Source organism: Marinococcus salis, assembly GCF_054971365.1.
On the sequence record NZ_JBQOJB010000001.1, the window covers coordinates 304027 to 328801 of the forward strand.

The following is a 24775-nucleotide window of genomic DNA, read 5'->3' on the forward strand; positions in this document are numbered from 1 at the left end:
TGCGATTCTTTTTTCTGGCTCATCTCCGTACACCGAAGGGCTATTCGTAGCGTGCACGCTCGCCGCCGATCAGCTTCGGCCGTGTTTTTGCCATCGTCACGTAAGCAGAACCGATCTGCTTCTTTGGGCCGCGCACCGGAACCGCTACCGGTTTCAAATGCATACCGATCAGGGTGGATCCGATATCGATGCCTGCATCTGCTTTTACTGATTCGATAACGACCGGCTCACTCATGTGTTTATATGCATATGAACTCATTGAACCGCCTGCCCGTGGGTGAGGCACTACACTCACTGCTTCGAGGCCATAAGCATCTGCCGTTTCCCTCTCTACGGTCAAGGCGCGGTTAATATGCTCACATCCCTGAAATGCAAGGCGCACACCGGTTTCTTCGCGAAATTCCTGAAAGACATCAAACAGTGCTTCAGCGACTTCCTCGGAGCCGGCCTTGCCAATATGCTCACCGAGCACTTCACTCGTACTCGTCCCAATCACGAGCACCTGGCCGCGACGAAGCGGTGCCTGGTCTTTTAATGAAGTCAACAATTCCCGTAAAGGCTGCTGCCATTCTGTTTTGTTTACCATGACAACCCGTCCTTTCTTCGTTCCTTATTGTTCAATAGCCGCGACTTTTTGGATACGGTCTGCATGCCGGCCGCCTTCGTGTTCCGTACTGAGCCATGCCTTGACGATTTCGCCGGCCAGGCCGGAGCCGATGACCCTTGAGCCCATGGCCAGCACATTGCTGTCGTTATGCGCCCGGGTCATTTTCGCGCTGAATACATCATGGACAAGCGCGCAGCGGATACCGTTTACTTTGTTTGCAGCAATCGACATGCCAATACCTGTGCCGCAGACAAGAATACCACGGTCAGCTTCTCCGGCCGTGACTTTTTCAGCCACCGGAACAGCGTAGTCCGGGTAATCCACGGAATCACTGCAGTCACAGCCCAGATCTTCGTATTCCACTCCTGCTTCATCCAGTACAGATTTAATTTCCTCTTTTAATTCATATCCGCCGTGATCGGCACCCAACGCTACTTTCATTTCGACCTCTCCTCCGTTTGATTATACTGTTTTTAGTTTCTCACGTATTCGGCAGCCTGTAAATCTTCAGGCTCAGTCCGGCGATTTTTCTTTTGTATACCGTTCCCACGCTGCCTGCAGAGCCTCTTCCATTTCCTCAGCCGTATCCTGGTACACCTTCGATCCGCCACCGATAGGGTCTCCAATATCCCTGTCTCCCCTGGCGCCCGCGTATTCCTTCAGCAGCACGGTTTTCTGTTCCGCACCCGGAAACATCCTCTGCATGATATCTTTATGCCCCTGGGTCATTGCAAAGATAACGTCCGCCCAGTCGATTAATTCCTTTGTGAGCGGCTGGGATTCGTGGTCAATCTTTACCTGTCTTTCATCCATTGCATGGATGGCTTCGGCCGCTGCCGGTTCTCCGCCTGCAGCCATCACGCCGGCAGAAGCCACTTCCACCTCGGGATAGTGGTGCTTCATCAGCGCAGCTGCCATCGGACTCCGGCATGTGTTTCCTGTACAAATAAACAATACATGATAACTCATTGTCATCGACTCCTTGCAGAAATTTTCATGCTTCTGAAGATGCTGCTTTTTCCAGGCGGTTCATGAGCGCGGCCCCAATGCCTTCTTTTGCAAAAACTTCGCAGAAGGCTGCGTCTGCATCTATTGTATCTAATTCGCGGAGTACTGCGTATAATTTTGCTGCCGTTTCTTCAGGGGCCCGGCGTGAACCTAAACTAAAGAAAGCATCCGCCTGCTTCCATGCAGGTTTGTTTTCCTCCACAGCAAGCACCGCAACTTTTTTCCCTTCCTGCTGGTATGCCCTCAGCCTGTTCTGCCACATCTCTTCCGGTCCTTCCATTAAATAGAGAGGCGTTGCGGGGGAATAGTGGCGGTATTTCATTCCTGGCGCTGCAGGAGATTCTTCGGAGGACGCGCTGTGGGAATAGCGGACTGTCCCCGGGCCGACCACCCGCTCGAGCTGTTCCTTCGTTACTCCACCCGGACGCAGAATCCAGCAAACCTCTGTGGTGCAATCCACGACGGTGGATTCTACTCCGTAGCCGCACGCGCCGCCGTCAATTACCGCATCAATTTTTCCGCTCAGGTCATTGTAAACATGCTCTGCGGTTGTCGGACTCGGAGAGCCGGAACGATTGGCGCTTGGTGCCGCTACTGGAACCCCAGCGTAAGTTAGCAGTGCTCTCGCCACCTCATGCTCCGGAATACGGACTGCCACCGTAGGTAACCCGGCGGTGACAAGAGAGGAGAGAGGGGTTTCTTTCGTCAGTGGAAATATAAGCGTTAAAGGGCCAGGCCAGAACGTGTCCATCAGCTTTTTCATGTTCTCTGTCCACGTAACCCCGAGTGCGTCAAGCTGCGCGCGGTCAGCGATATGGGCAATCAACGGATTGTCCGGCGGCCGGTTTTTGGCTTTAAAAATAGCCCGGACGGCTTCCGTGCATACGGCGCTTGCCCCCAGTCCGTATACGGTCTCCGTAGGGAGAGCCACTGTCTTACCCTGCTTTATCCACAGCCCCATTTCCTTTAATACCGACTTCTCTGGAATTCCCCCGCTAATATTATCCACATTTCTTATAACTGTCTGTTTATAACTCATGCAGCTTTCTTTCCTTCCAAAAAGTTAAAATGCTTTCATACCAAGGTCCATTTTGGTTTATTTTTGTTTTTTCACACTATCAACAAGCTCTAATTTTCTGTGGATAACTTTGGATTTTCCTGTTAATTCAGCCTTTGAATTTACATTTTTTACGAAAAATTAATGTTTTCCACATATAAGGATGATTTATCTTTTTTTATCCACATCTCTGGGATAACGTCCCTACTTATTCACAACTGTAACGATTCGGTCGTTTCCATTCAAGTCTTTTATTACTTGGGCCATTTTTCCCGGAAACGCTTTTTCGACCGCTTTCTTCACGGAGTGTCCCTGCTGCCAGCCAATTTCAAAAGCGAGCAGGCCACCGGGAGCGAGAATATCAACAGCATGTTTAATAATTTCTTCATAGCTGTGAATGCCTTCTTCGCCTTCACCAATCAATGCAACCGCAGGCTCCTTGTCCCGGACAAGCGGGTCAAGCTGTTCCCATTCCTTCTTTGGAATATACGGCGGATTGGATACAACCACATCAGCCTTCTCTTTCCGGAGCACCATGCCTTCAAGAAATGATTCCTGATGAAAGGTGACCGGCGCCTGGAGTCGTGCCGCGTTCTGCTTAGCCATTTCAAGCGCCCGGCTGTCAATATCCACAGCCTGCACCCGGGCCGGCGGAATTTCCAGTGCAAGCGTAACGGCGATAATTCCGCTGCCTGTACCTACGTCGACAATGCGCGGAGCCTTCAGATCTTTATTTTTTTGTACCCAGTCAATCACGTACCAGACAAGCTCCTCGGTTTCCATCCGCGGGATCAGCACATTGGCGTTGACGTGAAAATCACGATCATAAAAGGAGCTTCTCCCGGTTAAATGCTGAACCGGGGTTCCCGCTGCGTGGATACGTACGTCCTGCTGGAACTGCTCCCACGTCTGTCGAGCTACCGGCTCCCTCGAAGCAGCCAGCAGCTGGGAGCGGGAGAGCTGCAGGTGATGCTCCAAAAGCCAATCCGCCGCCGTTTCTTCTCTTCCGTGTTCACTTAAAAAAGAAGAAGCCCATTTTCGGGCTTCAAATACAAATGGTTCCTCTTTCATTACGCTTCGCCTGCTTTTTCCATCAGTTCAGCCTGCTCTTCCATCACGAGCGGCTCAATAACCTGATCCAGCTCTCCCTGGAGAATCTGGTCGAGCTTCTGCAGCGTCAGTCCGATACGGTGGTCCGTGACACGCGTCTGCGGAAAATTGTATGTCCGGATCCGTTCGGAACGGTCCCCGGTCCCTACCGCTGATTTCCGGGTTTCATCGTACTCTGCCTGGGCCTCCTGCTGGAATTTATCATATACGCGGGCACGGAGAATTGTCATTGCTTTTTCTTTATTTTTAATCTGGGATTTGCCGTCCTGGCAAGAAGCCACAATGCCTGTCGGCACGTGAGTGAGCCGCACCGCCGACATGGTAGTGTTAACGCTCTGGCCGCCGGGACCGCTTGCTGCGAATGTATCCACACGAATGTCCTTATCGTGAATATCTACCTCGACTTCCTCAGCTTCCGGAAGCACAGCCACTGTGGCTGTGGACGTATGCACCCGTCCACCCGACTCTGTGCTCGGCACCCGCTGAACCCGGTGGGCTCCGTTCTCGTATTTCATTTTCGAATAGGCCGAATCACCGTTTATCATAAAAATGATTTCCCGGAAGCCGCCGAGGTCGCTTGCAGTCGATTCCACGATTTCTGCTTTCCATCCTTGTTTTTCCGCATAGCGGGAATACATCTTATATAAATCAGCGGCAAACAGCGCCGCTTCTTCGCCGCCTGCGGCTCCCCGTATTTCAATAATGACGTTTTTGTCGTCGTTTGGATCCTTCGGAAGAAGCAGCCGCCGAAGCTCTTCCTCCTGGTTTTCAATACGCTCACTCAATTCTTCCACTTCCGACTTCACCATGTCTTTCATTTCTGCATCGAGCTCGTCTTCAAGCATTGATTTTGCCTCATCAAGCTGCTGCCGGGCTTCTTTATATTCCCGGTAAACCTCTACTGTCCGCTCCATCTGGGCCTGTTCTTTGGACAGCTCCTTAATTTTATTCGGATCGTTCGCGATTTCCGGGTCGCTCAGCTGTTCGTTTAAATATTCATAACGGTCTTCTACCGTCTGCAGTCGCTCTAACACACCGTTCACCTCTACTTTTAAATTTTATCCGTTTCAAGGGCATATCGTTACGTTTACACGTTTCTCGCTCTCTTTTACAGTATACTAATTATAATACAGGGGCATAGGGGCGTCAAAATACCGCCGCTTCTATAAATTTCGTTTGATCAGGCCGGGCGCGGGGAACCGCTCTGTAAGTGCCTATTGTTCCAGCAGAAGGGGGAAAAAAGATGAAATACGTCATTATTGGCGGAGATGCCGCCGGCATGAGTGCAGCCATGCAGATCTACCGGCAGGATGAGAACGCAGAGATTGTTACGCTTGAAGCCGGGGAAGTGTATTCCTACGCCCAGTGCGGACTTCCATACATACTCGGGGGTGAAGTCGAAGACAGCTCGAATTTAATTGCCCGCGATGTTGATACGTTTCGGGAAAAGTACGGCATCGATGCCCGGGTGAATCACGAGGTTACCGATGTCAATGCGGATAAAAAAGAAGTGATGGGCACACGCACCGACACGGAGGAATCGTTTCAAATTTCGTATGATAAACTGCTGATCGCTTCCGGCGGGCGTCCGCTCCTGCCCAACTGGCCGGGCCGGGAGCTCGAGGGCGTCCATACGTTAAAAACGATTCCGGACGCCGAAACGATCAAAGCGGAGCTCGTTAACGTGGACCATGTTACTGTTGTAGGAGGCGGCTACATCGGCCTTGAAGTGGCAGAAAACTGTATTCATGCCGGGAAAAAAGTGACGCTCGTGCAGCGCGGCGACCAGCTTGCGGGCATATTCGACCCTGACATGGCAGCGCATATTGCCGAAGAAGCGGAAGCAAACGGCATTGAACTGCTTTTCGGGGAAAACATTCAGCGTCTGTCAGGCAGCAGCCGGGTGGAAGCCGTCCATACGGAGCTGCAAGTGGTTAAAACTGACGCGGTAATTGCCGGCGTTGGCCTTCGCCCGAATACGGAGATGGTGTCCAAATGCGGTCTGTTCCGGCACGGCAACGGCGCTCTTCAGGTGAACCGCTATATGGAGACCAATGTCCCCGGCATTTATGCCGCTGGAGACTGTGCTACCCAGTTCCACCGGATTAAGGAAATCGATGATTATCTTCCGCTCGGAACGCATGCCAATAAACAGGGACGGGTTGCCGGGCTCAACATGGCCGGAAGCGGAAAGTCCTTTAAAGGCGTGACCGGGACGTCTATTCTCCGCTTTTTTAGTTTAACGCTCGGCAAAACCGGTATTTCTGAAGCGGAAGCTGCCGACATGCGTTTTCCTTACCGCAGCCAAACACTTACTACATCGAGCCATGCCGGCTATTTCCCGGGAAATAGCAAGCTTCATATTAAAGTGACGTACTGTCCGGACACCGGCATTATCCTCGGAGGCCAGCTTATCGGCGGGGACGGCACCGATAAACGGCTCGACGTTCTAGCAACCGCTCTCTTTCACCGTATGACCATCGCTGAATTTGAAGACCTGGATTTAAGCTATGCCCCTCCGTACAACAAGGTATGGGATCCACTGCAACAGGTGATCCGGCGTGCGAAATAACTTCACTGTACTGAACAAAACAAGCCAACCAGCATTGCACCGGTTGGCTTGTTCTCTTTTTACAGAGCAATAGGCGGATTGGCATGGCATCTTCGGCATACCGGATAATAGGAGTCATTGCCGCCGATATGAATCTGCTCCCCTGTATAAATCGGGCGCCCCTCGCCGTCGAGCCTTAAATTCATGACTGCTTTTTTATGGCAGAACCAGCAGATGGTTTTCATTTCCTCAATTTTGTCCGCGTACAGCAGCAAATGCTTGCTGCCTTCAAACAGCTCATTTTGAAAATCGTTTTTCAGCCCAAAGCTCATCACTGGAATATCGAGGTTGTCTACAATTTCTGCCAGTTGAATGATGTGCTCCTGGGAAAGAAACTGTGCCTCATCCACGAGAATACAGAACGGACGCTCCGCTTCTTTTCGCACGATATCGTAAATGTTTGTTTCTTCAAAAATTGGAACGGCTTCGCGCTCCACTCCGATTCTGCTCGCTACAAACCCGACACCGCGCCGGTCATCAAGACCAGAAGTGAAGATCAGCACCGGTTTATTCTGCTCTTCATAATTATGGGCCACCTTTAAAATTTCGATGGACTTGCCGCTGTTCATTGTGCCGTATTTAAAAAATAACTGCGCCATATTAGTCTCCCCTGCTTATCAACATCTATTTGTTACATAAAAAAGGCGGAAGCCGCAGCTTCCGCCTTTACCCAACCATTGTGCTTAGCGGTTGTATTTTCTTTTGAACTTGTCCACACGGCCGCCGGCAGTATTCTGCTTCTGCTTACCGGTATAGAACGGGTGGGAGTCGGAGCTTACCTCAATTTTGATTACTGGGTACGTGTTTCCGTCTTCCCATTCGATGGTTTCCGACGAGCTTTCTGTCGAACCGCTCAAAAACTTGAATCCCGTACTTGTATCCATAAACACAACTTTATGATATTCCGGATGCACCTGTTGTTTCATAGCTGGTCACTTCCTTTCGATTCTTCTCTTTTTCACACATAACGAGATTATAACAACTTCCCCGAAATTTATCAATCGTTCATTTCGGTTATTTCTTTCCGGTCGTTACTTTTCCCTGTTTATCTTTTTGAAGTTCTTCAAAAAATTCTTCGTTCGTCTTGGTCTGTTTGATGCGCCGGATAAAGTGATCCACAAAGTCCGGGGAATCGTTCATGGTTTTGCGGATCGCCCATAAATTATCCAGGTGCTCCTTAGAAACGAGCAGTTCTTCCTTCCGGGTACTCGAGCGGCGGATGTCGATTGACGGGAAGATACGACGCTCGGCCAATCGGCGGTCAAGGTGGAGTTCCATGTTGCCGGTGCCTTTAAATTCTTCATAAATCACATCATCCATCCGCGATCCGGTTTCTACAAGAGCTGTCGCTAGAATGGTCAGGCTTCCGCCTTCTTCAATATTGCGCGCTGCTCCGAAAAAACGCTTCGGACGGTGAAGCGCCGCCGGGTCAATACCACCGGAGAGCGTACGTCCGCTCGGCGGCAGTACAAGGTTGTATGCTCTTGCAAGACGGGTAATGCTGTCGAGCAGAATGACGACATCCTTTTTATGCTCCACAAGGCGCATTGCCCGTTCGAGTACAAGCTCCGAAACCTTAATGTGATTTTCCGGCACTTCGTCAAACGTCGAACTAGCCACGTCCCCGTCGACAGAACGCTCAATGTCTGTTACTTCCTCCGGGCGCTCGTCCACAAGCAGCACAATCAGTTCGGTTTCCGGATGGTTTTCGGTGATGCTGTTGGCTATTTCTTTCAGCAGCGACGTCTTACCGGCTTTGGGTGGAGCTACAATAAGCCCGCGCTGGCCGAAGCCGACCGGGGTAATCAGGTCGATAATCCGGGAAGAAGCACGATTTGGATGGGTTTCCATCTGCATACGCTCCTCCGGGTACAGCGGGGTCAAAGCAGGAAAATGTGGTCGCTCCTTCGAAGAGTCCGGATCTTCCCCGTTGACCGCCTCCACCTGCAGGAGGCCGTGGTAGCGCTCTGAATCCTTCGGCGGCCGTACTTTGCCGGAAACCTTATCCCCGTTTCTTAGATCAAAACGGCGGATCTGGGACGCAGAGATGTAAATATCTTCTGTACTGGGCAGGTAGTTGATTGGGCGCAAAAAACCATAGCCTTCTGTCTGGATAATTTCGAGCACGCCTTCCATAAACATCAGGCCGTCTTTTTCTGCCTGCCCCTTTAAAATCGCAAACACAAGCTCCCGTTTGTTTAATTTGCTGTAATACGATACCTTGTATTCTTTGGCGAGCCGGTACAATTCTTTCAACGTCATTGTTTCGAGCTCTGCGATGTTGACTGCCAATGCCGTCACCACTTTCTTTTTCTATTCTGAATGCGGACAAATTAATCGTGTATATTAGTTTTATTAACGTGAAGAAACACTTACACTTTGCGAATGTAAGCTGTCTTTTTTATTTCTGTTATGGTTTTCCTGCACAGCGTGTTGGGATAAATGAAAGATAAGAAAAGGAATGGGTGCCCTGCGTTCATGAAGCGTTGAAGCAGATATGCCTTCACTCTGCATAAAGGAGAGGAGAACTGTTGAATGGCCGTACATATATTATAAATACAGATTGTACTTCATTATTTTAACTTTGAATGCCTCTGTCTGCAAGCAAAATTATCAGTTTAACATGCTTCCTGCATCAAATAAGAAGAGGCCAGATCTCCCCGGCCTCTCCCCGTGCTATTCGTCTCTAATGACAAAATCCGGCTTTTTCTGCACGTTGTGCTTGCCGTCAACAAAGCGGACCGTCCCTGATTTTGCCCGCATAACGAGGGACTGAGTTGTAGCCTTGGAGCTTTTGAAATTCACGCCCTTCAGCAGTTCGCCCTCTGTTACCCCGGTAGCGGCGAAAATGCAGTCCTCTCCGCCCACCAGATCCGGCATGAGAAGCGGCCGGTTGACATCATCAATGCCCATTTCTGTGCACCGGGCCAGCTCATCGTCGTTCTGGGGAAGAAGCTTGCCCTGCATTTCCCCGCCCAGGCACTTGAGACCGACAGCGGCGATTACTCCCTCCGGCGCTCCTCCGGAGCCCAGTAGTATGTCTACACCTGTTTCATCAAAGGCCGTATTAATCGCCCCGGCCACGTCCCCGGCCGGGATCAGTTTAATGCGGGCGCCGGTGTCGCGGACCTCCTGAATCAGCTTGGCATGACGCTCTCTGTCTAAAATAGTGACAACTACATCTTCGATATCCTTGCCTTTTGCCTTTGCTACAGCATGCAGGTTATCTGCGACCGGTGCATCGATATCTATTTGCCCGATCGCTTCAGGGCCTACTGCAATTTTATCCATGTACATATCGGGCGCATGAAGAAGTCGTCCATGATCAGCAATAGCAAGCACTGCCAGGGCGTTCCATGAGCCGCTGGCAACAATTTCTGTGCCTTCAAGCGGATCTACCGCTACATCAACTCTCGGGCCGAAGCCTGTGCCGAGTTTTTCTCCAATGTAGAGCATCGGGGCTTCATCCATCTCCCCTTCACCGATTACGACGGTGCCCTTCATTGGAATTGTGTCAAATACGTCACGCATGGCGCTGGTTGCAGCGTCGTCAGCCTCGTCCTTCTTGCCCCGGCCCATCCAGCGGGCAGAGGCTTGCGCTGCTGCTTCCGTAACTCGTACCAGCTCCATCGATAAACTTCTTTCCATTGTTACATTCCCCCAGGCTTATGAATTTTGAATTTCCTGCATTTCCTGTTCGCTGATGGTTTCCAAACGGACCTCAGCGCCTAAATAACGCAATTTATGTTCGATTTTTTCATATCCCCGGGCCACATGTTCAAACCCGGTGATAACGGTCCTGCCGTCGGCCATCAACCCGGCCACGATTAATGCGGCGCCTGCTCTCAGATCGCTCGCCGTTACCTGAACGCCCTGAAGGTCCGCCGGACCCCGCACAATTGCCGTTCCTTCACTTGTGGTTACCTCTGCTCCCATTCGTGCAAGCTCATCCACATGCTTGAACCGGGACGGATAGATGGTGTCGTGAACAATTGTTTTTCCTTCAGCTCTCGTCATAAGTGCCGTAAACGGCTGCTGCAGATCGGTCGGAAAGCCGGGGTAGACGAGTGTTTTTAACTGGACTGCCTGCAGGCGGTCTACCCCGGTAACCCGGACTGAATTGTCAAACCATTCAACGCCCGTTCCTGTTTCCCGGAGTTTTGCCGTTAACGCTTCTAAATGATCCGGGATCACGTTGTCTATCACTACTTCACTTCCCATAGCCGCACCGGCAATCATATATGTTCCTGCTTCGATCCGGTCAGGAATAATCGAATGAGTGCATCCGTTTAATTCTTCTACACCGTCAATGCGGATCACGTTTGTTCCTGCGCCTTTAATATTTGCCCCCATATTCGTCAGAAGCGTGGCTACATCGATGATTTCCGGCTCTTTCGCGGCATTTTCGATGACTGTCTGCCCCTTGGCCATCACCGCTGCCATCATAATATTAATGGTCGCGCCGACACTCACTACGTCTAGATAAATACGGGCCCCTTTCAGCTCTTTAGCGTAAATATGGAGCGAACCGTGTTCATTTTCGACCGTGGCACCTAAAGCTTTAAAGCCTTTAATGTGCTGATCAATCGGCCGCGGGCCCAGGTAGCATCCACCAGGCATGCCGATGACCGCTTTTTTGAACCGGCCGAGCATCGCTCCCATCAGATAGTAGGAAGCACGCAGCTTTTTTACTTTGCCATTTGGCATCGGCAGCGGACGAACGTCTTTCGCATTGATTTTCATTCGGTGATTTTCTGTTTTTACATTCGCTCCAACGCCCTGCAAAATCTCTGCCAGGGTATCTATGTCATCAATGTCCGGAAGGTTTTCCAGGGTGACGTGGCCATTTGCCATTAAAGCAGCCGGCACTAAGGCCACCGCACTGTTTTTTGCCCCGCTGATCGACACCCTTCCTTCCAAAGGCCTGCCGCCTTCAATGATCATTTTCTGCATGTAATCATCCTCTACAGTCATTTTCCGGAATCCACAGCTAGTTTATATGAACCGGTATGTAAAAGCTGCATCCTGCAGCAGTGCTTGCCAGATGCTGCTTCTTTTCGGCTATTTGTGACCTACTAATTAACAAAAGTGTTTTCTTTTTTTAGCATAGATGTTTTTCCACTTATTAGCAAGAGAATTTGGCTGAATTTTCATACAAAAAAAGCTTCTGCAGAAACGCTGCAGAAGCCTGTGCTATTGTTTTTACTGCTTGCGGTTTTCCCAGTCGTTCAGGAATTTTTCAATGCCCTGATCTGTTAATGGGTGCTTCAAAAGGCCAGGAACCACTTTAAACGGAATCGTCGCGATATGGGCACCGCGGGCCGCTGCTTCTGCTACGTGAGTGGAATGGCGCACAGAAGCAGCAATAATTTTCGTCTCGATGCCGTGAACGTTAAAGATTTCGGAAATCTCACTGATCAAATCCAGTCCGTTATGCCCGATATCGTCGAGACGTCCAAGGAAAGGCGACACATATGTCGCTCCCGCTCTCGCTGCAATCAGAGCCTGCACGGAAGAAAAGACGAGCGTAACGTTTGTTTGGATATTTTCTTCTGTAAAAACCTTTACGGCCTTCATGCCTTCAAGCGTCATCGGAACTTTGACTGTAATATTCGGAGCGATTTTTGCTAGCTCCCGGCCTTCCGTAATCATGCCTTCCGCTTCAGTTGAAATAACTTCAGCGCTGACAGAGCCGTCGACAATCGCAGTAATTTCCTTTAACCGTTCGTGAAAATCGACGCCTTCTTTAGCGACCAGGCTCGGGTTTGTCGTAACGCCCGCAAGAATCCCGAGGGCATTCGCCTCTTTAATTTCATCGACATTCGCTGTATCTACAAAAAACTGCATACATGTTCCCTCCTATTATTTGATACTCTTTATCCGGACTAAGCAAACGCTTGCAAACTATTTTACTATGAAAAGAAGAAAGTAAGGCGGAGAACAAGGCGGCCCGGCAGCGGGCCCCTTTTCTTCGCTTTTATGCTTATTAGTTATGCCTGGTTGGAAGAACCAAATTCCTGCATTTTGAACTTCACTGTTTCTTTAATAGCATCACGTGCCGGGCCGAGGTATTTACGAGGATCATACTGATCCGGCTGCTCTGCCAATACTTCACGTACCTTTGCCGCAGAAGACATCTGGCTTTCCGTGTTTACATTCACTTTTGCGTGACCGTAGCGGATCGCTTTTTTCACGTCTTCGGTCGGAATGCCTGTGCCGCCGTGCAGGACAAATGGCACCTCCACGAGCTGCTGGATTTCTTCCATGCGTGTGAAGCTGAGATTCGGCTCCCCTTTATAAGGGCCGTGCACGGAACCAAGCGCTGCTGCAAAGCAGTCGACGCCTGTCTGTTCTACAAGCTCTTTACACTCTGCCGGAATAGCATAAGCTTCTTCCGCTTCAGAAACGATCAGGTCGTCTTCCTGGCCGCCAACACGGCCAAGCTCAGCCTCTACAGATACGCCGATCGCGTGGGCTGCGTCTACGACGCGCTTAGTCATTTCGATATTGTATTCGAGCGGGTGGTGTGATCCGTCGATCATCACAGAAGTGAATCCCGCTTTCATGGCTTTCATGCAGTTCTCAAAGCTCGAACCGTGGTCGAGGTGAATGGCTACAGGCACTGTTACGTTGTATTCTTTCATTAACGCCTTTACCAGAGTAACGACTGTTTCAAAACCGCCCATGTAGCGGGCCGCGCCTTCAGAAACTCCGCAGATTACTGGAGATTTTTCCTCTTCAGCCGCCTGAAGAATAGCCTGGGTGAATTCCATGTTGTTCAAGTTGAATTGTCCTACGGCATACTGATTTTTTTGTGCTGTTTTCAGCATTTCCGTCATTGATACCAATGGCATAAAAAATATCCTCCCTCTTCGTTTCAAGCAAAATGTTTGAGCATCTTCCCATACATAGTAAATATATATAAGCACACGAAAGTATCTGCAGCTTTTATGCAGGCTGCATCGAATAGTGGGTATAAAAGCGCGAAAATAGTATAATCAGGGCTTCCTTACTGACAAATACTTCTGCTTAAAAACAAACCAACTATGCTATGTAGATCTTACTCAAATTCTTTATTCATTATAGCATATCAAGCCTGGTTGTCACCCTTCTTCCGAAAGTTTGCCGATGACGCTCTTTAAGTTTTCGATATCAAAAGGCTTGGCGATATAGTAATCCGCTCCGTTTTGCCTGGCCGCTTCCACCTGCTCCTTTTCGCCAAAGGCAGTCATTATAATTACATAGGCATCGTCAAGACGCGAAGAACTTTGGAGCTCTTTAAGCAGAGTGAGTCCGTTGATGCCCGGGAGTTTCATATCAATGATAAAAATGTCAGGCGTCCACTCCTCCACCATATGTAAAGCAAGTTCGCCGTTATGGGCTTCTTTAACGGTATAGCCTTCTTCTTCGAGCACCTCTTTCAAGAGAAGCCGGATCCCCATTTGATCATCTACAATTAACACCCGTTCCATGACACAATTCCCTCCTTCTCCACTTTCTTCTCCCTGCAGTATATATTACTATGAGGTTTATGACCACGTAAGTTTCAGCCAGGCATCAATTCCAAAGCAGAAAAGAGGATTTTTATGAAAATTTTTTCTACTCAGCTACAGGGGAAATTTCAAAGCATCATGGACCAGGAGGAGGAATTTGAGGATGCAGCGCGTTTAGCCGTACAGGCTGTACGGGGACTGGGCAGGCTCTGGATCGCGGGCTCCCCGTCTGCCCATTCGATTGCCCTGGCGCTTGCGGACCACCCTGACGCCCCCGAAGGAACGACAGCTATTGTGCCGTCTCCTGATACAGAAGCGCTGTCCGAGGTCGACCGCCTGTTTCTAATCGTTCATCCCGATGAGGGGGAGGAAATGCTTTCGTTTATCCAAACGTGCGAAGCCAGCGAAACACCTCTCATTATTTATTCGCAGGATGAGGCCCGGATAAATGAACTGCTCGGGCCGTTAAACTGCCATATTTCTGCGCCTTCGGCCGAGCCGGTGATTCCCGATGAAAAGGGAGAGCGCTACGGGAACCCATTTGCTTTATCAGCCTTTTTCGCCGGCCAGCTTTTCTATCTATACATTAAAGAATTATCGGATGAACTCGAATAACGCAGTTGTTTTTCCGGCCCAAAAAAGCCTGGATGGTATGCACCATCCAGGCTTGCTTTCGTGTTATTCCCCTGCAGAGTGACGAATAAATTCGCGGAACAAAGGCTGCGGGCGGGTCGGGCGGGATACAAATTCCGGGTGGAACTGCGAAGCAACAAAGTAAGGGTGGTCTGCTACTTCAATAATTTCCGCCAGACGGCCGTCGGGGCTCGTGCCACTGAAGATAAATCCGTTATTTTCAAGCTGCTCTCTGTAAGCGTTGCTGAATTCATAGCGGTGGCGGTGACGTTCGTAAACGATCTCAGCATCATCATAAGCTTCTTTTGCCCGGGACCCTTCTTTTAATTTACAAGGGTACAGACCGAGCCGAAGCGTGCCACCAAGGTCTTCTACGTCCTTCTGCTCCGGAAGCAGATCAATGACTGCGTTCTTGGCATCAGGATGGAATTCTGCCGAACCGGCGTCGTTGATGCCAGCCACGTTTCTTGCAAACTCCACGCTTGCAAGCTGCATGCCGAGGCAAATTCCGAGAAACGGAATTTTCTGCTCCCGGGCGTAGGTAATGGCTTCAATCTTACCTTGAATGCCCCGGTCTCCAAAGCCTCCAGGCACGAGAATTCCATCAGCGTCCTTCAGGCGTTCTGCCACGTTGTCTTTATCGAGATCCTCCGACTGCACCCAGTCGATTTCAATATCTGCATCAAAGTGGTAGCCGGCATGTTTCAGCGACTCTGCTACCGACAGGTACGCATCCGGAAGAGCAACGTATTTTCCGACAAGCGCGATACGTATGGTTTTACTTAAGTTCTTTACCCGGTCGACAAGCGCAGTCCATTCAGTCATTTCCGCCGGTGGCGCTGTGAGCTTCAAGTGATCACAAACGATCTGATCCATATGCTGGCGCTGCAGTTCCAGCGGGATCTGGTACAGCACTTCTGCGTCTCCTGCCTCAATGACCGATTCTGATGGGACATCACAAAACGAAGCAATTTTTTCTTTCATGTTTTCCGGTACCGGTTTTTCTGTCCGAAGCACAATGATGTTCGGCTGGATACCGATGCCGCGAAGTTCTTTGACACTGTGCTGCGTCGGTTTGGATTTCATTTCCCCCGCCGCAGATAAGTAAGGAATTAATGTACAGTGTACATACATGACATTATCGCGTCCGACATCGCTTTTAATCTGGCGAATGGCCTCGAGGAACGGCAGGCTTTCAATATCCCCGACCGTGCCGCCGATTTCTGTAATTACTACATCGGCTCCTGTTTCTCTCCCGGCGCGGTACACGCGCTCTTTGATTTCATTTGTGACGTGCGGGATCACCTGCACGGTGCCCCCGAGATAGTCACCGCGCCGTTCTTTACGAATAACGGATGAGTATACTTTTCCGGTGGTGACATTGCTGTTTTTGCTGAGGTTAATATCGATAAAGCGCTCATAGTGTCCGAGATCCAGATCAGTTTCCGCTCCGTCATCTGTAACAAAAACCTCCCCGTGCTGGTACGGGCTCATTGTTCCCGGGTCCACGTTGATATACGGGTCAAACTTTTGGATAGTAACACTAAGTCCTCTGTTTTTAAGCAGTCTTCCAAGGGAAGCTGCTGTAATGCCTTTACCTAATGAAGATACAACGCCGCCAGTAACGAAAATATATTTACTCGCCATATACCTATCTGCCTCTCTTTATATAAATGTCCTTTAAAATAGTGTTTCCAGGGTCCGCGCTGCTGAACAGGCTTCCTGCGCTTTTCGATGTCCAGCTTCGGAGCCTAACCGCTCGGGGTTACTTTCCAGCCGGTTTCGGGCAGCAGGCTGTCCTGCACGTCTGGGAAGTACCTGTCGCGGTTAAGCAAGGCTCCTTCGCTTTTCTTTATTCATAAAAAAAACAAAAGTGGTGCCCTGCCACCATATGGAGGGGGCACACTTTTGTTTGTCGTTCATGCTTATATAGGTATCATTTTCACCTTTACGTCACAGCCCAAAAATGATTGTACCTATACGTGTTTCGAAAGTCAAGATATGCCCACGATAAAATTACCGCTCTTCTTCACTTTCTTCTGTATTGTCGCTTTCACTTTCTTCTTCGTCTTCCTCTTCGTCCTCGTCGTATCCTGCACCGGCATTGCCTGGCTCGAAGCCTTCGAGATCATTGTCATCAAAAGTGTCTTCATCGGCATCATCTTTTTTAGAGATGGCGTCCAGATCATCAGAGATGTCTACCAGGTCGTCATCATACGTTTCTTCTTCCGGATCGATCTCATCGGCAAGTTCATCTGAGCCCTGCACAGTATGGCTCAGTTCTTCATCTGACTGATCAAGAGGATACCATCCGCGAAGTCCCCAGTGGTTTTCACCCAGATGCACAAACCGGCCATCCAGATTCATGGAGGTAAACAACTTGATCATCCGGCTTTTTCTTTCTTCCTCCGTGTACCCTTTTAGCTCTGTCAGACGATCCATGACTCTCGTGTAGCCTGATGCTCCGCCCTCTTCTTCAAGAATCATATACGCCAGTTCCATCGAAGACATTTCCCGTACTTTTTCTTCGCTTAACTCATTTATTTTCACAGCTTCATCGCTCCTTTTCACGAACATGCCCTTATACTACTATTTTTATATTAATCGCTTCATCGCTACGAAAATTCATACCTAAAATTATAAACATATTTTGAAGGAAAATTCCATAATTATTATTCAATTCTTCCTGACAGAATTTCCTTCCTGCCTGCTTAATCATTCTCCAACGGAGCCCAGCCGTTCTGCCGCTGATTTGTGATAAGGGAAACAAGTACAAACGCTGCCAGGGAAAAAAGAACGGGCATCACTACTTCATGCATCCCAAGCCACCCCGGAAGCCAGATCGAAATAACCATGTAAGAGGCAATGCCGGTAACCATTGCAGACAGCGCTCCCCAGCCGTTTGCTTTTTTCCAGTATAACCCTAAAACGATTGGCCATATAAACGCTGCTTCAAGCCCTCCAAAAGCAAACAGATTCAGCCAGATTAAAAATTCCGGCGGACTCCATGAAATAGCTACGACAATAATGCCAACTGCGGCCGTAACAATCAGGCTCAGCAGACGTATTCTGTGTTCCCGGGCATCAGGTTTTACGTAGTTGATGTACACATCTTTTACTACCGAGGAGCTGATCATCAAAAGCAGAGAATCCACGGTGCTCATGATGGCAGCCATTGGCGCTGCTAGTACGATGCCCGCCAGCCATCCGGGAAGGACGGTCATCGTAAGCTCCGGCATAACGGTATCAGCAACTTCAATGCCCGGGACGACGACACGTCCCATAACTCCGGCCATATGCATGCCAAACATCATAAAAGCAACTACCGCCGTTCCGATCAGAAGCGCACGGTGCATAGCAGCCGAGCTTTTATACGACATCGCACGGACAGCTACCTGAGGCAGCCCGACGACCCCCACACCGACTAAAATCCAGAAGGAAGAAACGTAAAGCGCGGTTAAGTCCCCGTCCGCCCCGAATGGGGTAACGAGATTCGGATTTTCCTGGTACAGGGAAGTCATAATATTGTTCATGCCACCGCCGGCTATCAGCGTCGCGGTGAAAATAATTAATGTTCCAACTACCATAATAATACCCTGGACTGCGTCAGTGACTACCACCGCCCGGAAGCCTCCAATAATGACATAAAACAGCACGGCCGCAGCAAAAAGGAACAGGGACGCCTGATAGCTCATGCCTGTCACCGATTCGATGAGCCTGGCTCCGCCGACCCACTGGGCAGCCATGGCAGAAAATAAAAAGATCACAATGCTGAACGCCCCTAAAATAACGACCATCCCGTTGTTGTAGCGGGAGCGGAGGAAATCCACGAGGGTCACAGCCTTGTACCGGCGGGCCATGATGGCAAAACGCTTGCCAAGGATCATCAGCGTGAAATAGCCGGTAACCACCTGGGCCATGGATAAAAGCACCCAGCCAAGCCCGCGGTCATAAGCAATTCCGGGGCCCCCGACAAAGCTGCTAGCACTGCCATATGTCGCGACCATCGTCATCGCAAGCACCAGGCCGCCGAGTTCACGGCTTCCTAAGTAATAGTCATGAAGAAAAGAAGCGGCTCCCGACCTTTTTTTGGCCGACCAAATACCGATTAAAAATGTAAATAGTAAAAATACGACTAATGGGATAATCACTTCTATATTCATTTGTCTTCCTCCTGGTCAAGAGGAATATCACGCAGTACATATTTTACGACAAACCATAGAGTGAGGAGTAAAAGAACCGGTCCAAGCACACAGCTGTAAAAAAGCCAGTCAGGCATGCCAAGTATGTATTGATAATTCTGCGGGTCTCTGCCTCCAAGCCCGTATGCAAAACCAAGCCACCAGATAAAATGGCCGACAGCAATAGCAACACCAAGAAGCGCTTCCCTCGCTGTGAGCTCCTGCAGCTTCCTCTCTTTTTCTTCCAGGCTCATGACCATCCTCCATTTTTTCGTTCTATCAAAAACTTCAATTAGTTTAGCTGATTTACCAGTATGCTGCAACCTTATTGACAAATCGTTCCTCTTTCACGAAAATATACGTAATATGCCTGTATTTTCAAACAACGTTTAATTACTATAAAAAAGGGTATTATATTTTAATAAAGTTAAAGGTGTTGATATAAATGGCTGGCGAAAAACAATTCGACCAATTCGAACCCGGAGAGGTAGTTCATTACGAGGGGTATGAAATGAAAGTCATTTCTGAATTTGAACGCACAGTTATTGTGGAATTCAGTGATTACCCAATTGTAGGAAAAGAAGAAGAGTTTCCTTACCACCGCATCGTCCTCTTAAAAAATGAAGTAACCCATTAAAATAATCATTTATTAAGTGCAAAGCTGCTTTCTCACAATAGAGGAGCAGCTTTAAAATTTGGCCAAAGGTCTCCGGGAATCTATTTTCGGAGGTCTTTGTTTATGACCTCAAAATAAAAAGGCGGCTCAAAGCTCTAAAGGACGATAACCTTCACTATCAGAGCCGGTCTTGCTTTTGGGCATTACTTATATTTCTTTAATTGTTATTTGGTCAATTTCAACCTTTTTGCCAGGGGTGTCAATGTGTAACCATGGATGACTACCGTAATAAACACAAGTGCCAGCGTCATTGGGAGTATCCGCTCCGCATCCGTAAAACCTGCTTCCACCAATATTGTCTGAAAATAGCCGCTGACAGTCAAAGCAACAACACCACGCGGGGCGATCCAGCCAATAAAGGCTTTTTCCCCCAGGCTCACTTTCGTGTTCGCTAAGCCTATCCAGACTGACAATGGCCGCACAACCAACATCATTAGAAGTACGAACCCGATGATCCGGATATCCCATAGCTCCATTAATTCTGTTCGCGTAAGAGAAGAAGTTAACAAAACAAATACAGCACTGATAAACAACGTTGATATGTTCTCTTTAAAATGGCGTATGTTATTTAAGATAGGAACATTCAACCCCCTGTTGGCCAGGGTAATACCCATGGCTGTCACAGCCAGTAATCCACTCTCTTCCATGATCAAATCCGAGACCGCAAAGATAAAAATAACCAGCGCAAACATCATAGGCGCCTGCATATCGACGGGGATTATGGATCGCCGGAAAGAATAGCTGGTCCCAAGCCCAGCCCCTATTCCTAAAACGAGAGCTGTAAATGCTCCCAAAATGTAGAATCCAAGAGCAGCAGAATCTATGACTCCGCTTGCCGCAAGGCCAATTTGAAGAGCAAATAAAGCCGCCAGGGCGCCCATGGGATCGACAATAATCCCTTCCCAACGGAGCATCCTATCAGGTCTTTCTTTTAAATTGGCGTTCTTTAATAACGGAGTAATAACCGTAGGGCCCGTAACAATAAACAATCCGCCTATGACAAAAGCGGTCACCCAGGACAGGCCAACTACCACGTTGGCAATGACCGCTGTTAAAAGCCAGGATATTAACGGCACTAACGTGTACATCCGCCTGACCGGTCCTTTAAAATGAAAAATTTCCCTTCGATCCAAGCTTAGACTTCCTTCGAACAGAATGATCGCAACGGCTAAAGAAATAATCGGCTCAAGCAAATCCCCAAACAATTGTTCCGGATGAATCAAGTTTTATTCCCGGGCCAATAAATAACCCCGTCAGGGTCATCCCTACGATAGCAGGTATCCCCCACCTCCATGAAAGCCATTGGGCAATCATACCAATCAATAATACTAGCGAAATCCCTAAAGTTATCAATTCGATGGAAGACACCTCCCCCGCTTTTCGATCCCGCACGATGCGGGTCAGTTCGACGTTTAGTCAGCCGTGTCTCTACCTGTCCAGCTCCGCCTCCCAGCCGTCCGGTCCATTGGCTTCATCCTTGTTTCACCGTCTAACGACGCTTCCAACAAGGCTTACACCAGCCGTCCGGAACGGCTGTTCAAGTCGGCTCCGCTTTTCTTTTACATCTCCTTCTCCATAATCAGCATTGGTATCTGATAGCCGCCGAATTCCCCCTGCAGCTTTTCTTTTCTCTCAAATCCCTGCGCTTCGTAAAACTTCTGCCCGCGCGTGTTTTTTTCCTCTATATAGACGCGGATCTTTTTAGCATTCGGCTCTTCCATCAGCGTCTCGTCAAACAGCTGTTTTCCAATTCCCCGGCTTTGATAATCAGGAAGCAAATACATCGCAGACATTTTGCAGCTTCGTTTGTCGTCGATCGGCCCTAAATCAGAAAACCCCACGACTTCCCCGTCCACTTCAGCTACTTTGGACGTATGCCCCGATATCCGGCGCATTAACATCTCATCGTTGTAAGCCTGGCTTAAATACATCTCCTGGGCCGGCAGCGGAATAATGCCCTCATAGGCATCATGCCAGCAGTCTCTTGCTACTTCCCGGATTCTGTCCAAATCTTTATATTCCATCGGACGGATAATTACAGTCATATCGCTTCCTCCTTCTGCATAGTAGCACACCTTCCTGTATATTCTTCTCGGTCTACCATTATTTACCCTTCCTGTTTACAATAAAAACCGTACAGACCTGTCCCGTTTTCTACTTGACGTTTGTCATTTCCAGTTGTATAACTAATTTGTAAGCGTATTCAAATTTATCAGGAGGACGACATCATGATTACTTTTATCATCGCAGTAGCGTTACTGATTATCGGCTATTTTACATACGGCGCTTTTATTGAAAAATTATTCACTACAAATGAAAAGCGGGCAACGCCTGCCTTCACGAAACAGGACGACGTAGACTACCTACCTATGGGAACAAAACGAAATTCCATGATTCAGCTGCTGAACATTGCCGGCGTCGGCCCTATTTTCGGCCCGATTATGGGCGCTCTTTACGGGCCCGTTGCTTTTTTATGGATCGTGTTTGGCGCTATTTTCGCCGGTGCAGTGCATGATTACTTAACCGGCATGATTTCCATCCGCAACGGCGGTGCCCACCTTCCGCAGCTTGCCGGAAAATTTCTTGGAAAATCGATGAAGCATATTGTAAACGGATTTTCTGTGCTTCTTTTATTATTGGTTGGAACCGTTTTCGTCACTGCTCCTGCGGAACTGCTGAGCGGAATACTTCCTGCAGGCATCGGCCTTGCTGTTATTATTACAGTTATTTTTGCCTATTATACTCTTGCGACGCTTCTTCCCGTCGATAAAATTATCGGAAAAATCTATCCGATCCTCGGGGCGCTGCTTCTGCTCAGCGCTGTCGGTATCGGCGGCGGGCTCATCGTCCAGGGACAGCCGATTCCAGAGCTTTCGTTCCAGAACATGCACCCTGATCAGGCACCTATTTTCCCGTTGCTCTTTCTAACGATTTCCTGCGGGGCTATTTCGGGCTTCCATGCTACCCAGACGCCAATTATTTCCCGGACGACCCAGAGCGAAGGCAGTGGAAGAAAAATTTTCTACGGCATGATGATTGCCGAAGGCATCATCGCCATGATTTGGGCCGCTGCTGCCATGAGCATTTTCAACGGGGTGAACCTGAATGAAATTATCGCTGCCGGAGGGCCGGGAGCGGTCGTAAGCGAGGTTTCGATGACAATGCTAGGCGCTGTCGGCGGTACGCTCGCGGTCATTGGGGTTATAGTGCTTCCAATCACGTCCGGTGATACGTCGTTCAGAAGTGCCCGGATGATTATTGCCGATTACTTTCGGATCAACCAAAAGAAAATGCCAAACCGGCTGTGGATCGCGCTTCCGTTGTTTGTCGCTTCGTTTGCTTTAACGAACATGGACTTTACCATTTTATGGCGGTATTTTTCCTGGGCTAACCAGTCGACCGCTATGATCGCCCTGTGGGTGGGAGCCATGTATCTCGTACTTGCCGGCAAAAATCACTGGGTCGCTTCCATTCCAGCCACCTTTATGACTATGGCAACGTTTACCTACATTTTAAACGCCCCCATCGGCTTCGGGCTGCCAATGGAATTAAGCTATATGATTGCAGCCGTAGGAACGCTCGTTGTGATCGCCCTATTTGTTAAACGGGCCCGCGCCTACATGGGAACCAAATTCCCAGTCGACGAGCAGATCGAATCGACATATGAAAAAGCACCTGCCAAAGCATAATAAAAAGGCACCTCCCGCCCCGGGTGGTGCCTTTTTATTACATCGTTTCCGGCGCATTTACGCCGATAAGATCCAGACCGTTCTGAACCGTCGTCTGGACTGCCTTCGCCAGCACGAGTCTTGCCTGGGTTTTAGGCTCGTCTTCCGCGTCCATGACGCGGTCTGCGTTGTAGAAGCTGTGAAAAGCAGAAGCCAGCTCATGGAGGTAGGTGGTCATGCGGTGCGGAGCGTATTTATCCGCTGCAATTGCCACTTCTTCCGGGAATTCCCCGATTTTCTTCAGCACGTCCAGTTCCTTTTCACTGTGAATTGGCGTCAAATCTGCCCGGGGGTCAAAGATAATGCCGCGCTCCTCCGCCTGACGGAAAATGCTGCAAAGACGGGCATGGGCGTACTGTACATAGTATACTGGGTTTTCGTTCGACTGCGATTTGGCCAAACTCAAATCAAAGTCCATATGTGTGTCCGGGCTTCTCATTGCAAAGAAATACCGGGTAGCATCGATGCCGACTTCCTCCATCAGGTCCTTCAGCGTTACGGCCTTGCCAGTCCGCTTGCTCATTTTCACGCGCTCGCCGTTCTCAAACAGATTTACCATCTGAATGATCTGCGTTTCAAGCTGTTCTTTATCATGACCGAGCGCCTGCACTGCTGCCTCCATCCGCGGAATATAGCCGTGGTGGTCCGCTCCCCAGATATTAATAACTTTTTCAAACCCGCGATCAAATTTGTCCCGGTGATACGAAATATCCGGCAGCAGGTACGTGTAGGTACCGTCGTTTTTCACGAGCACCCGGTCTTTATCGTCTCCGTACCGGCTCGAGCGGAACCATACCGCCCCTTCCTCTTCGTACGTCTCGCCCTGTTCGTGCAGATACTGCAGGGTTTCTTCAACATTGCCGTTTGTGTAAAGGGAGGTTTCCGAATACCATACGTCAAAACGGACTCTGAATTTTTCAAGGTCCTGCTTCAGCTTTTCAATTTCGCGCTTCAGGCCGTACTCACGGAAAAATTCGAGCCGTTCTTCTTCCTCGACGCGGATGAACCGGTCACCCTGCTCACTGGCCAGTTCTTCGCCAAACTGGCGCACATCTGCCCCCTGATAGCCGCCTTCAGGCATTTCCATTTCCATGCCAAGGGCTTCGAAATACCGACTTTCGACTGATCTTGCCAGATTTACGATCTGATTGCCGGCATCGTTAATGTAATATTCACGCGTCACATCATAGCCGGCGAAGTCCAAAATATTGCAGAGTGAGTCCCCCACAGCCGCGCCGCGGGCGTGGCCAAGATGGAGATTGCCGGTCGGGTTCGCCGATACAAATTCCACCTGAACCTTCTTCTGGTTTCCAACGTCAGAACGGCCATAGTCCGCTCCCTGATTAAGCACTTCCGGAATTACATCGATCAAATAACGGTTATCCATGAAAAAGTTAATAAAGCCGGGCCCTGCAATTTCAATTTCTTTAACAGAGGCTTTATCCGTGTTCAAGTGGTTTACGATGTCTTCGGCAATGGCCTTTGGTGCTTTTTTTGCCACGCTTGCGAGCTTCATTGCTGCATTGGACGCAAAGTCCCCGTGGCTTTTTTCCTTCGGGGTTTCGAGTACAATTTCCGGGACCTCCTCTTCCCGGGCAAGCCCTGCTGCTTCAATTGCCGCCGCAATTTCTGTTTTTAGCTGTTCTTTCACCTGATCCATTATATTCATAT

25 protein-coding genes are annotated in these 24775 nt (G+C 49.3%); 4 read left to right on the plus strand and 21 right to left on the minus strand.

The genetic code is table 11. The features are described from left to right. Nucleotides 1-40: 40 nt before the first annotated feature. The 6 genes from ACTTK6_RS01445 to prfA all read right to left on the minus strand — a co-directional run bounded on the left by ACTTK6_RS01445 (nucleotide 41) and on the right by prfA (nucleotide 4816). Complete coding sequence (locus ACTTK6_RS01445) at nucleotides 41-586, minus strand: TIGR01440 family protein (RefSeq protein ID WP_462832436.1); 546 nt, start codon at nucleotides 584-586, stop codon at nucleotides 41-43. A 24-nt stretch (nucleotides 587-610) separates the two neighbouring features. Further along, complete coding sequence (gene rpiB / locus ACTTK6_RS01450) at nucleotides 611-1048, minus strand: ribose 5-phosphate isomerase B (protein ID WP_462832437.1); 438 nt, start codon at nucleotides 1046-1048, stop codon at nucleotides 611-613. A gap of 72 nt (nucleotides 1049-1120) precedes the next feature. Next, entirely contained in the window at nucleotides 1121-1576 is a 456-nt protein-coding gene (locus ACTTK6_RS01455) for a low molecular weight protein arginine phosphatase (RefSeq protein WP_462832438.1), read from the minus strand. A gap of 25 nt (nucleotides 1577-1601) precedes the next feature. Then, nucleotides 1602-2654 carry an L-threonylcarbamoyladenylate synthase gene (locus tag ACTTK6_RS01460; RefSeq protein WP_462832439.1) on the minus strand — a complete coding sequence of 351 codons (1053 nt, stop codon included), beginning with the start codon at nucleotides 2652-2654 and terminating at the stop codon, nucleotides 1602-1604. 222 nt (nucleotides 2655-2876) lie between these two features. Further along, nucleotides 2877-3743 carry a peptide chain release factor N(5)-glutamine methyltransferase gene (gene prmC, locus ACTTK6_RS01465; protein ID WP_462832440.1) on the minus strand — a complete coding sequence of 289 codons (867 nt, stop codon included), beginning with the start codon at nucleotides 3741-3743 and terminating at the stop codon, nucleotides 2877-2879. Then, nucleotides 3743-4816, minus strand: a complete 1074-nt coding sequence (prfA, locus tag ACTTK6_RS01470; protein WP_079474687.1) for a peptide chain release factor 1 — start codon at nucleotides 4814-4816, stop codon at nucleotides 3743-3745. Before prfA ends, prmC begins: the two co-directional genes overlap by 1 nt. Before the next feature lie 209 nt (nucleotides 4817-5025). On the opposite strand from prfA, the gene ACTTK6_RS01475 reads away from it, so the two are divergent. Then, a complete protein-coding gene (locus ACTTK6_RS01475; protein WP_462832441.1) occupies nucleotides 5026-6354 on the plus strand; it encodes an FAD-dependent oxidoreductase in 1329 nt (442 codons plus the stop codon). A gap of 59 nt (nucleotides 6355-6413) precedes the next feature. Here the strand turns inward: ACTTK6_RS01475 and ACTTK6_RS01480 are convergent, their stop codons facing one another. The 8 genes from ACTTK6_RS01480 to ACTTK6_RS01515 form a co-directional block, all read right to left on the minus strand. After that, on the minus strand, nucleotides 6414-6992 hold the full coding sequence (locus ACTTK6_RS01480) for a thymidine kinase (protein ID WP_079474685.1): 579 nt from the start codon (nucleotides 6990-6992) through the stop codon (nucleotides 6414-6416). Between the two features lie 84 nt (nucleotides 6993-7076). Beyond that, on the minus strand, nucleotides 7077-7319 hold the full coding sequence (locus tag ACTTK6_RS01485) for a type B 50S ribosomal protein L31 (protein ID WP_022794589.1): 243 nt from the start codon (nucleotides 7317-7319) through the stop codon (nucleotides 7077-7079). A gap of 88 nt (nucleotides 7320-7407) precedes the next feature. Next, nucleotides 7408-8685 carry a transcription termination factor Rho gene (gene rho / locus ACTTK6_RS01490; RefSeq protein WP_079474684.1) on the minus strand — a complete coding sequence of 426 codons (1278 nt, stop codon included), beginning with the start codon at nucleotides 8683-8685 and terminating at the stop codon, nucleotides 7408-7410. A 384-nt stretch (nucleotides 8686-9069) separates the two neighbouring features. Continuing rightward, nucleotides 9070-10041 carry a class II fructose-bisphosphatase gene (gene glpX / locus ACTTK6_RS01495; RefSeq protein WP_079474683.1) on the minus strand — a complete coding sequence of 324 codons (972 nt, stop codon included), beginning with the start codon at nucleotides 10039-10041 and terminating at the stop codon, nucleotides 9070-9072. 18 nt (nucleotides 10042-10059) lie between these two features. Continuing rightward, a complete protein-coding gene (locus tag ACTTK6_RS01500) occupies nucleotides 10060-11346 on the minus strand; it encodes a UDP-N-acetylglucosamine 1-carboxyvinyltransferase (protein WP_462832484.1) in 1287 nt (428 codons plus the stop codon). A 249-nt stretch (nucleotides 11347-11595) separates the two neighbouring features. After that, entirely contained in the window at nucleotides 11596-12240 is a 645-nt protein-coding gene (fsa, locus tag ACTTK6_RS01505; protein WP_079474681.1) for a fructose-6-phosphate aldolase, read from the minus strand. A gap of 143 nt (nucleotides 12241-12383) precedes the next feature. Next, entirely contained in the window at nucleotides 12384-13247 is an 864-nt protein-coding gene (fba, locus tag ACTTK6_RS01510) for a class II fructose-1,6-bisphosphate aldolase (protein WP_079474680.1), read from the minus strand. Between the two features lie 249 nt (nucleotides 13248-13496). Then, on the minus strand, nucleotides 13497-13865 hold the full coding sequence (locus ACTTK6_RS01515) for a response regulator (protein ID WP_094907700.1): 369 nt from the start codon (nucleotides 13863-13865) through the stop codon (nucleotides 13497-13499). A 114-nt stretch (nucleotides 13866-13979) separates the two neighbouring features. On the opposite strand from ACTTK6_RS01515, the gene ACTTK6_RS01520 reads away from it, so the two are divergent. After that, a complete protein-coding gene (locus ACTTK6_RS01520) occupies nucleotides 13980-14501 on the plus strand; it encodes a DUF2529 family protein (protein ID WP_462832442.1) in 522 nt (173 codons plus the stop codon). Between the two features lie 63 nt (nucleotides 14502-14564). Here the strand turns inward: ACTTK6_RS01520 and ACTTK6_RS01525 are convergent, their stop codons facing one another. From ACTTK6_RS01525 to ACTTK6_RS01540, 4 genes are all read right to left on the minus strand, one after another. Continuing rightward, a complete protein-coding gene (locus tag ACTTK6_RS01525) occupies nucleotides 14565-16166 on the minus strand; it encodes a CTP synthase (protein ID WP_079474677.1) in 1602 nt (533 codons plus the stop codon). Nucleotides 16167-16535: 369 nt separating this feature from the next. Beyond that, entirely contained in the window at nucleotides 16536-17069 is a 534-nt protein-coding gene (gene rpoE, locus ACTTK6_RS01530) for a DNA-directed RNA polymerase subunit delta (RefSeq protein ID WP_158219028.1), read from the minus strand. 161 nt (nucleotides 17070-17230) lie between these two features. Then, nucleotides 17231-18682: a sodium/pantothenate symporter gene (panF, locus tag ACTTK6_RS01535; protein ID WP_462832443.1), complete on the minus strand. Its 1452-nt coding sequence runs from the start codon at nucleotides 18680-18682 to the stop codon at nucleotides 17231-17233. Then, nucleotides 18679-18954, minus strand: coding sequence for a YhdT family protein (locus tag ACTTK6_RS01540; RefSeq protein ID WP_462832444.1), 276 nt, complete (start codon nucleotides 18952-18954; stop codon nucleotides 18679-18681). The genes panF and ACTTK6_RS01540 overlap by 4 nt, the downstream gene beginning before the upstream one ends. 191 nt (nucleotides 18955-19145) lie before the next feature. Here ACTTK6_RS01540 and ACTTK6_RS01545 point away from each other — a divergent pair, with 191 nt between their 5' ends. Then, nucleotides 19146-19337, plus strand: coding sequence for a hypothetical protein (locus ACTTK6_RS01545; RefSeq protein WP_022794603.1), 192 nt, complete (start codon nucleotides 19146-19148; stop codon nucleotides 19335-19337). A gap of 203 nt (nucleotides 19338-19540) precedes the next feature. Here ACTTK6_RS01545 and ACTTK6_RS01550 read toward each other — a convergent pair whose 3' ends face one another. Both ACTTK6_RS01550 and ACTTK6_RS01555 read right to left on the minus strand, forming a co-directional pair. Further along, nucleotides 19541-20599 carry a cation:proton antiporter gene (locus tag ACTTK6_RS01550; protein ID WP_462832445.1) on the minus strand — a complete coding sequence of 353 codons (1059 nt, stop codon included), beginning with the start codon at nucleotides 20597-20599 and terminating at the stop codon, nucleotides 19541-19543. Nucleotides 20600-20935: 336 nt separating this feature from the next. Next, nucleotides 20936-21421, minus strand: coding sequence for an N-acetyltransferase family protein (locus ACTTK6_RS01555; protein WP_462832446.1), 486 nt, complete (start codon nucleotides 21419-21421; stop codon nucleotides 20936-20938). 183 nt (nucleotides 21422-21604) lie between these two features. On the opposite strand from ACTTK6_RS01555, the gene ACTTK6_RS01560 reads away from it, so the two are divergent. Continuing rightward, nucleotides 21605-23065 carry a carbon starvation CstA family protein gene (locus tag ACTTK6_RS01560; RefSeq protein WP_462832447.1) on the plus strand — a complete coding sequence of 487 codons (1461 nt, stop codon included), beginning with the start codon at nucleotides 21605-21607 and terminating at the stop codon, nucleotides 23063-23065. A 37-nt stretch (nucleotides 23066-23102) separates the two neighbouring features. On the opposite strand, the gene argS is transcribed toward ACTTK6_RS01560, so the two are convergent. Beyond that, nucleotides 23103-24773, minus strand: a complete 1671-nt coding sequence (gene argS / locus ACTTK6_RS01565) for an arginine--tRNA ligase (protein WP_462832448.1) — start codon at nucleotides 24771-24773, stop codon at nucleotides 23103-23105. Nucleotides 24774-24775: the final 2 nt, after the last annotated feature.

Coding starts and splice junctions, on each gene's coding strand:
- ACTTK6_RS01525 (WP_079474677.1), bottom strand. CDS start 16,166: ATGGCGAGTAAATATATTTTCGTTACTGGCGGCGTTGTATCTTCATTA.
- ACTTK6_RS01480 (WP_079474685.1), bottom strand. CDS start 6,992: ATGGCGCAGTTATTTTTTAAATACGGCACAATGAACAGCGGCAAGTCC.
- ACTTK6_RS01485 (WP_022794589.1), bottom strand. CDS start 7,319: ATGAAACAACAGGTGCATCCGGAATATCATAAAGTTGTGTTTATGGAT.
- ACTTK6_RS01560 (WP_462832447.1), top strand. CDS start 21,605: ATGATTACTTTTATCATCGCAGTAGCGTTACTGATTATCGGCTATTTT.
- ACTTK6_RS01460 (WP_462832439.1), bottom strand. CDS start 2,654: ATGAGTTATAAACAGACAGTTATAAGAAATGTGGATAATATTAGCGGG.
- prmC (WP_462832440.1), bottom strand. CDS start 3,743: ATGAAAGAGGAACCATTTGTATTTGAAGCCCGAAAATGGGCTTCTTCT.
- ACTTK6_RS01540 (WP_462832444.1), bottom strand. CDS start 18,954: ATGAGCCTGGAAGAAAAAGAGAGGAAGCTGCAGGAGCTCACAGCGAGG.
- ACTTK6_RS01445 (WP_462832436.1), bottom strand. CDS start 586: ATGGTAAACAAAACAGAATGGCAGCAGCCTTTACGGGAATTGTTGACT.
- ACTTK6_RS01515 (WP_094907700.1), bottom strand. CDS start 13,865: ATGGAACGGGTGTTAATTGTAGATGATCAAATGGGGATCCGGCTTCTC.
- fsa (WP_079474681.1), bottom strand. CDS start 12,240: ATGCAGTTTTTTGTAGATACAGCGAATGTCGATGAAATTAAAGAGGCG.
- ACTTK6_RS01455 (WP_462832438.1), bottom strand. CDS start 1,576: ATGAGTTATCATGTATTGTTTATTTGTACAGGAAACACATGCCGGAGT.
- argS (WP_462832448.1), bottom strand. CDS start 24,773: ATGAATATAATGGATCAGGTGAAAGAACAGCTAAAAACAGAAATTGCG.
- ACTTK6_RS01475 (WP_462832441.1), top strand. CDS start 5,026: ATGAAATACGTCATTATTGGCGGAGATGCCGCCGGCATGAGTGCAGCC.
- ACTTK6_RS01520 (WP_462832442.1), top strand. CDS start 13,980: ATGAAAATTTTTTCTACTCAGCTACAGGGGAAATTTCAAAGCATCATG.
- ACTTK6_RS01555 (WP_462832446.1), bottom strand. CDS start 21,421: ATGACTGTAATTATCCGTCCGATGGAATATAAAGATTTGGACAGAATC.
- ACTTK6_RS01545 (WP_022794603.1), top strand. CDS start 19,146: ATGGCTGGCGAAAAACAATTCGACCAATTCGAACCCGGAGAGGTAGTT.
- glpX (WP_079474683.1), bottom strand. CDS start 10,041: ATGGAAAGAAGTTTATCGATGGAGCTGGTACGAGTTACGGAAGCAGCA.
- panF (WP_462832443.1), bottom strand. CDS start 18,682: ATGAATATAGAAGTGATTATCCCATTAGTCGTATTTTTACTATTTACA.
- fba (WP_079474680.1), bottom strand. CDS start 13,247: ATGCCATTGGTATCAATGACGGAAATGCTGAAAACAGCACAAAAAAAT.
- ACTTK6_RS01500 (WP_462832484.1), bottom strand. CDS start 11,346: ATGCAGAAAATGATCATTGAAGGCGGCAGGCCTTTGGAAGGAAGGGTG.
- rpiB (WP_462832437.1), bottom strand. CDS start 1,048: ATGAAAGTAGCGTTGGGTGCCGATCACGGCGGATATGAATTAAAAGAG.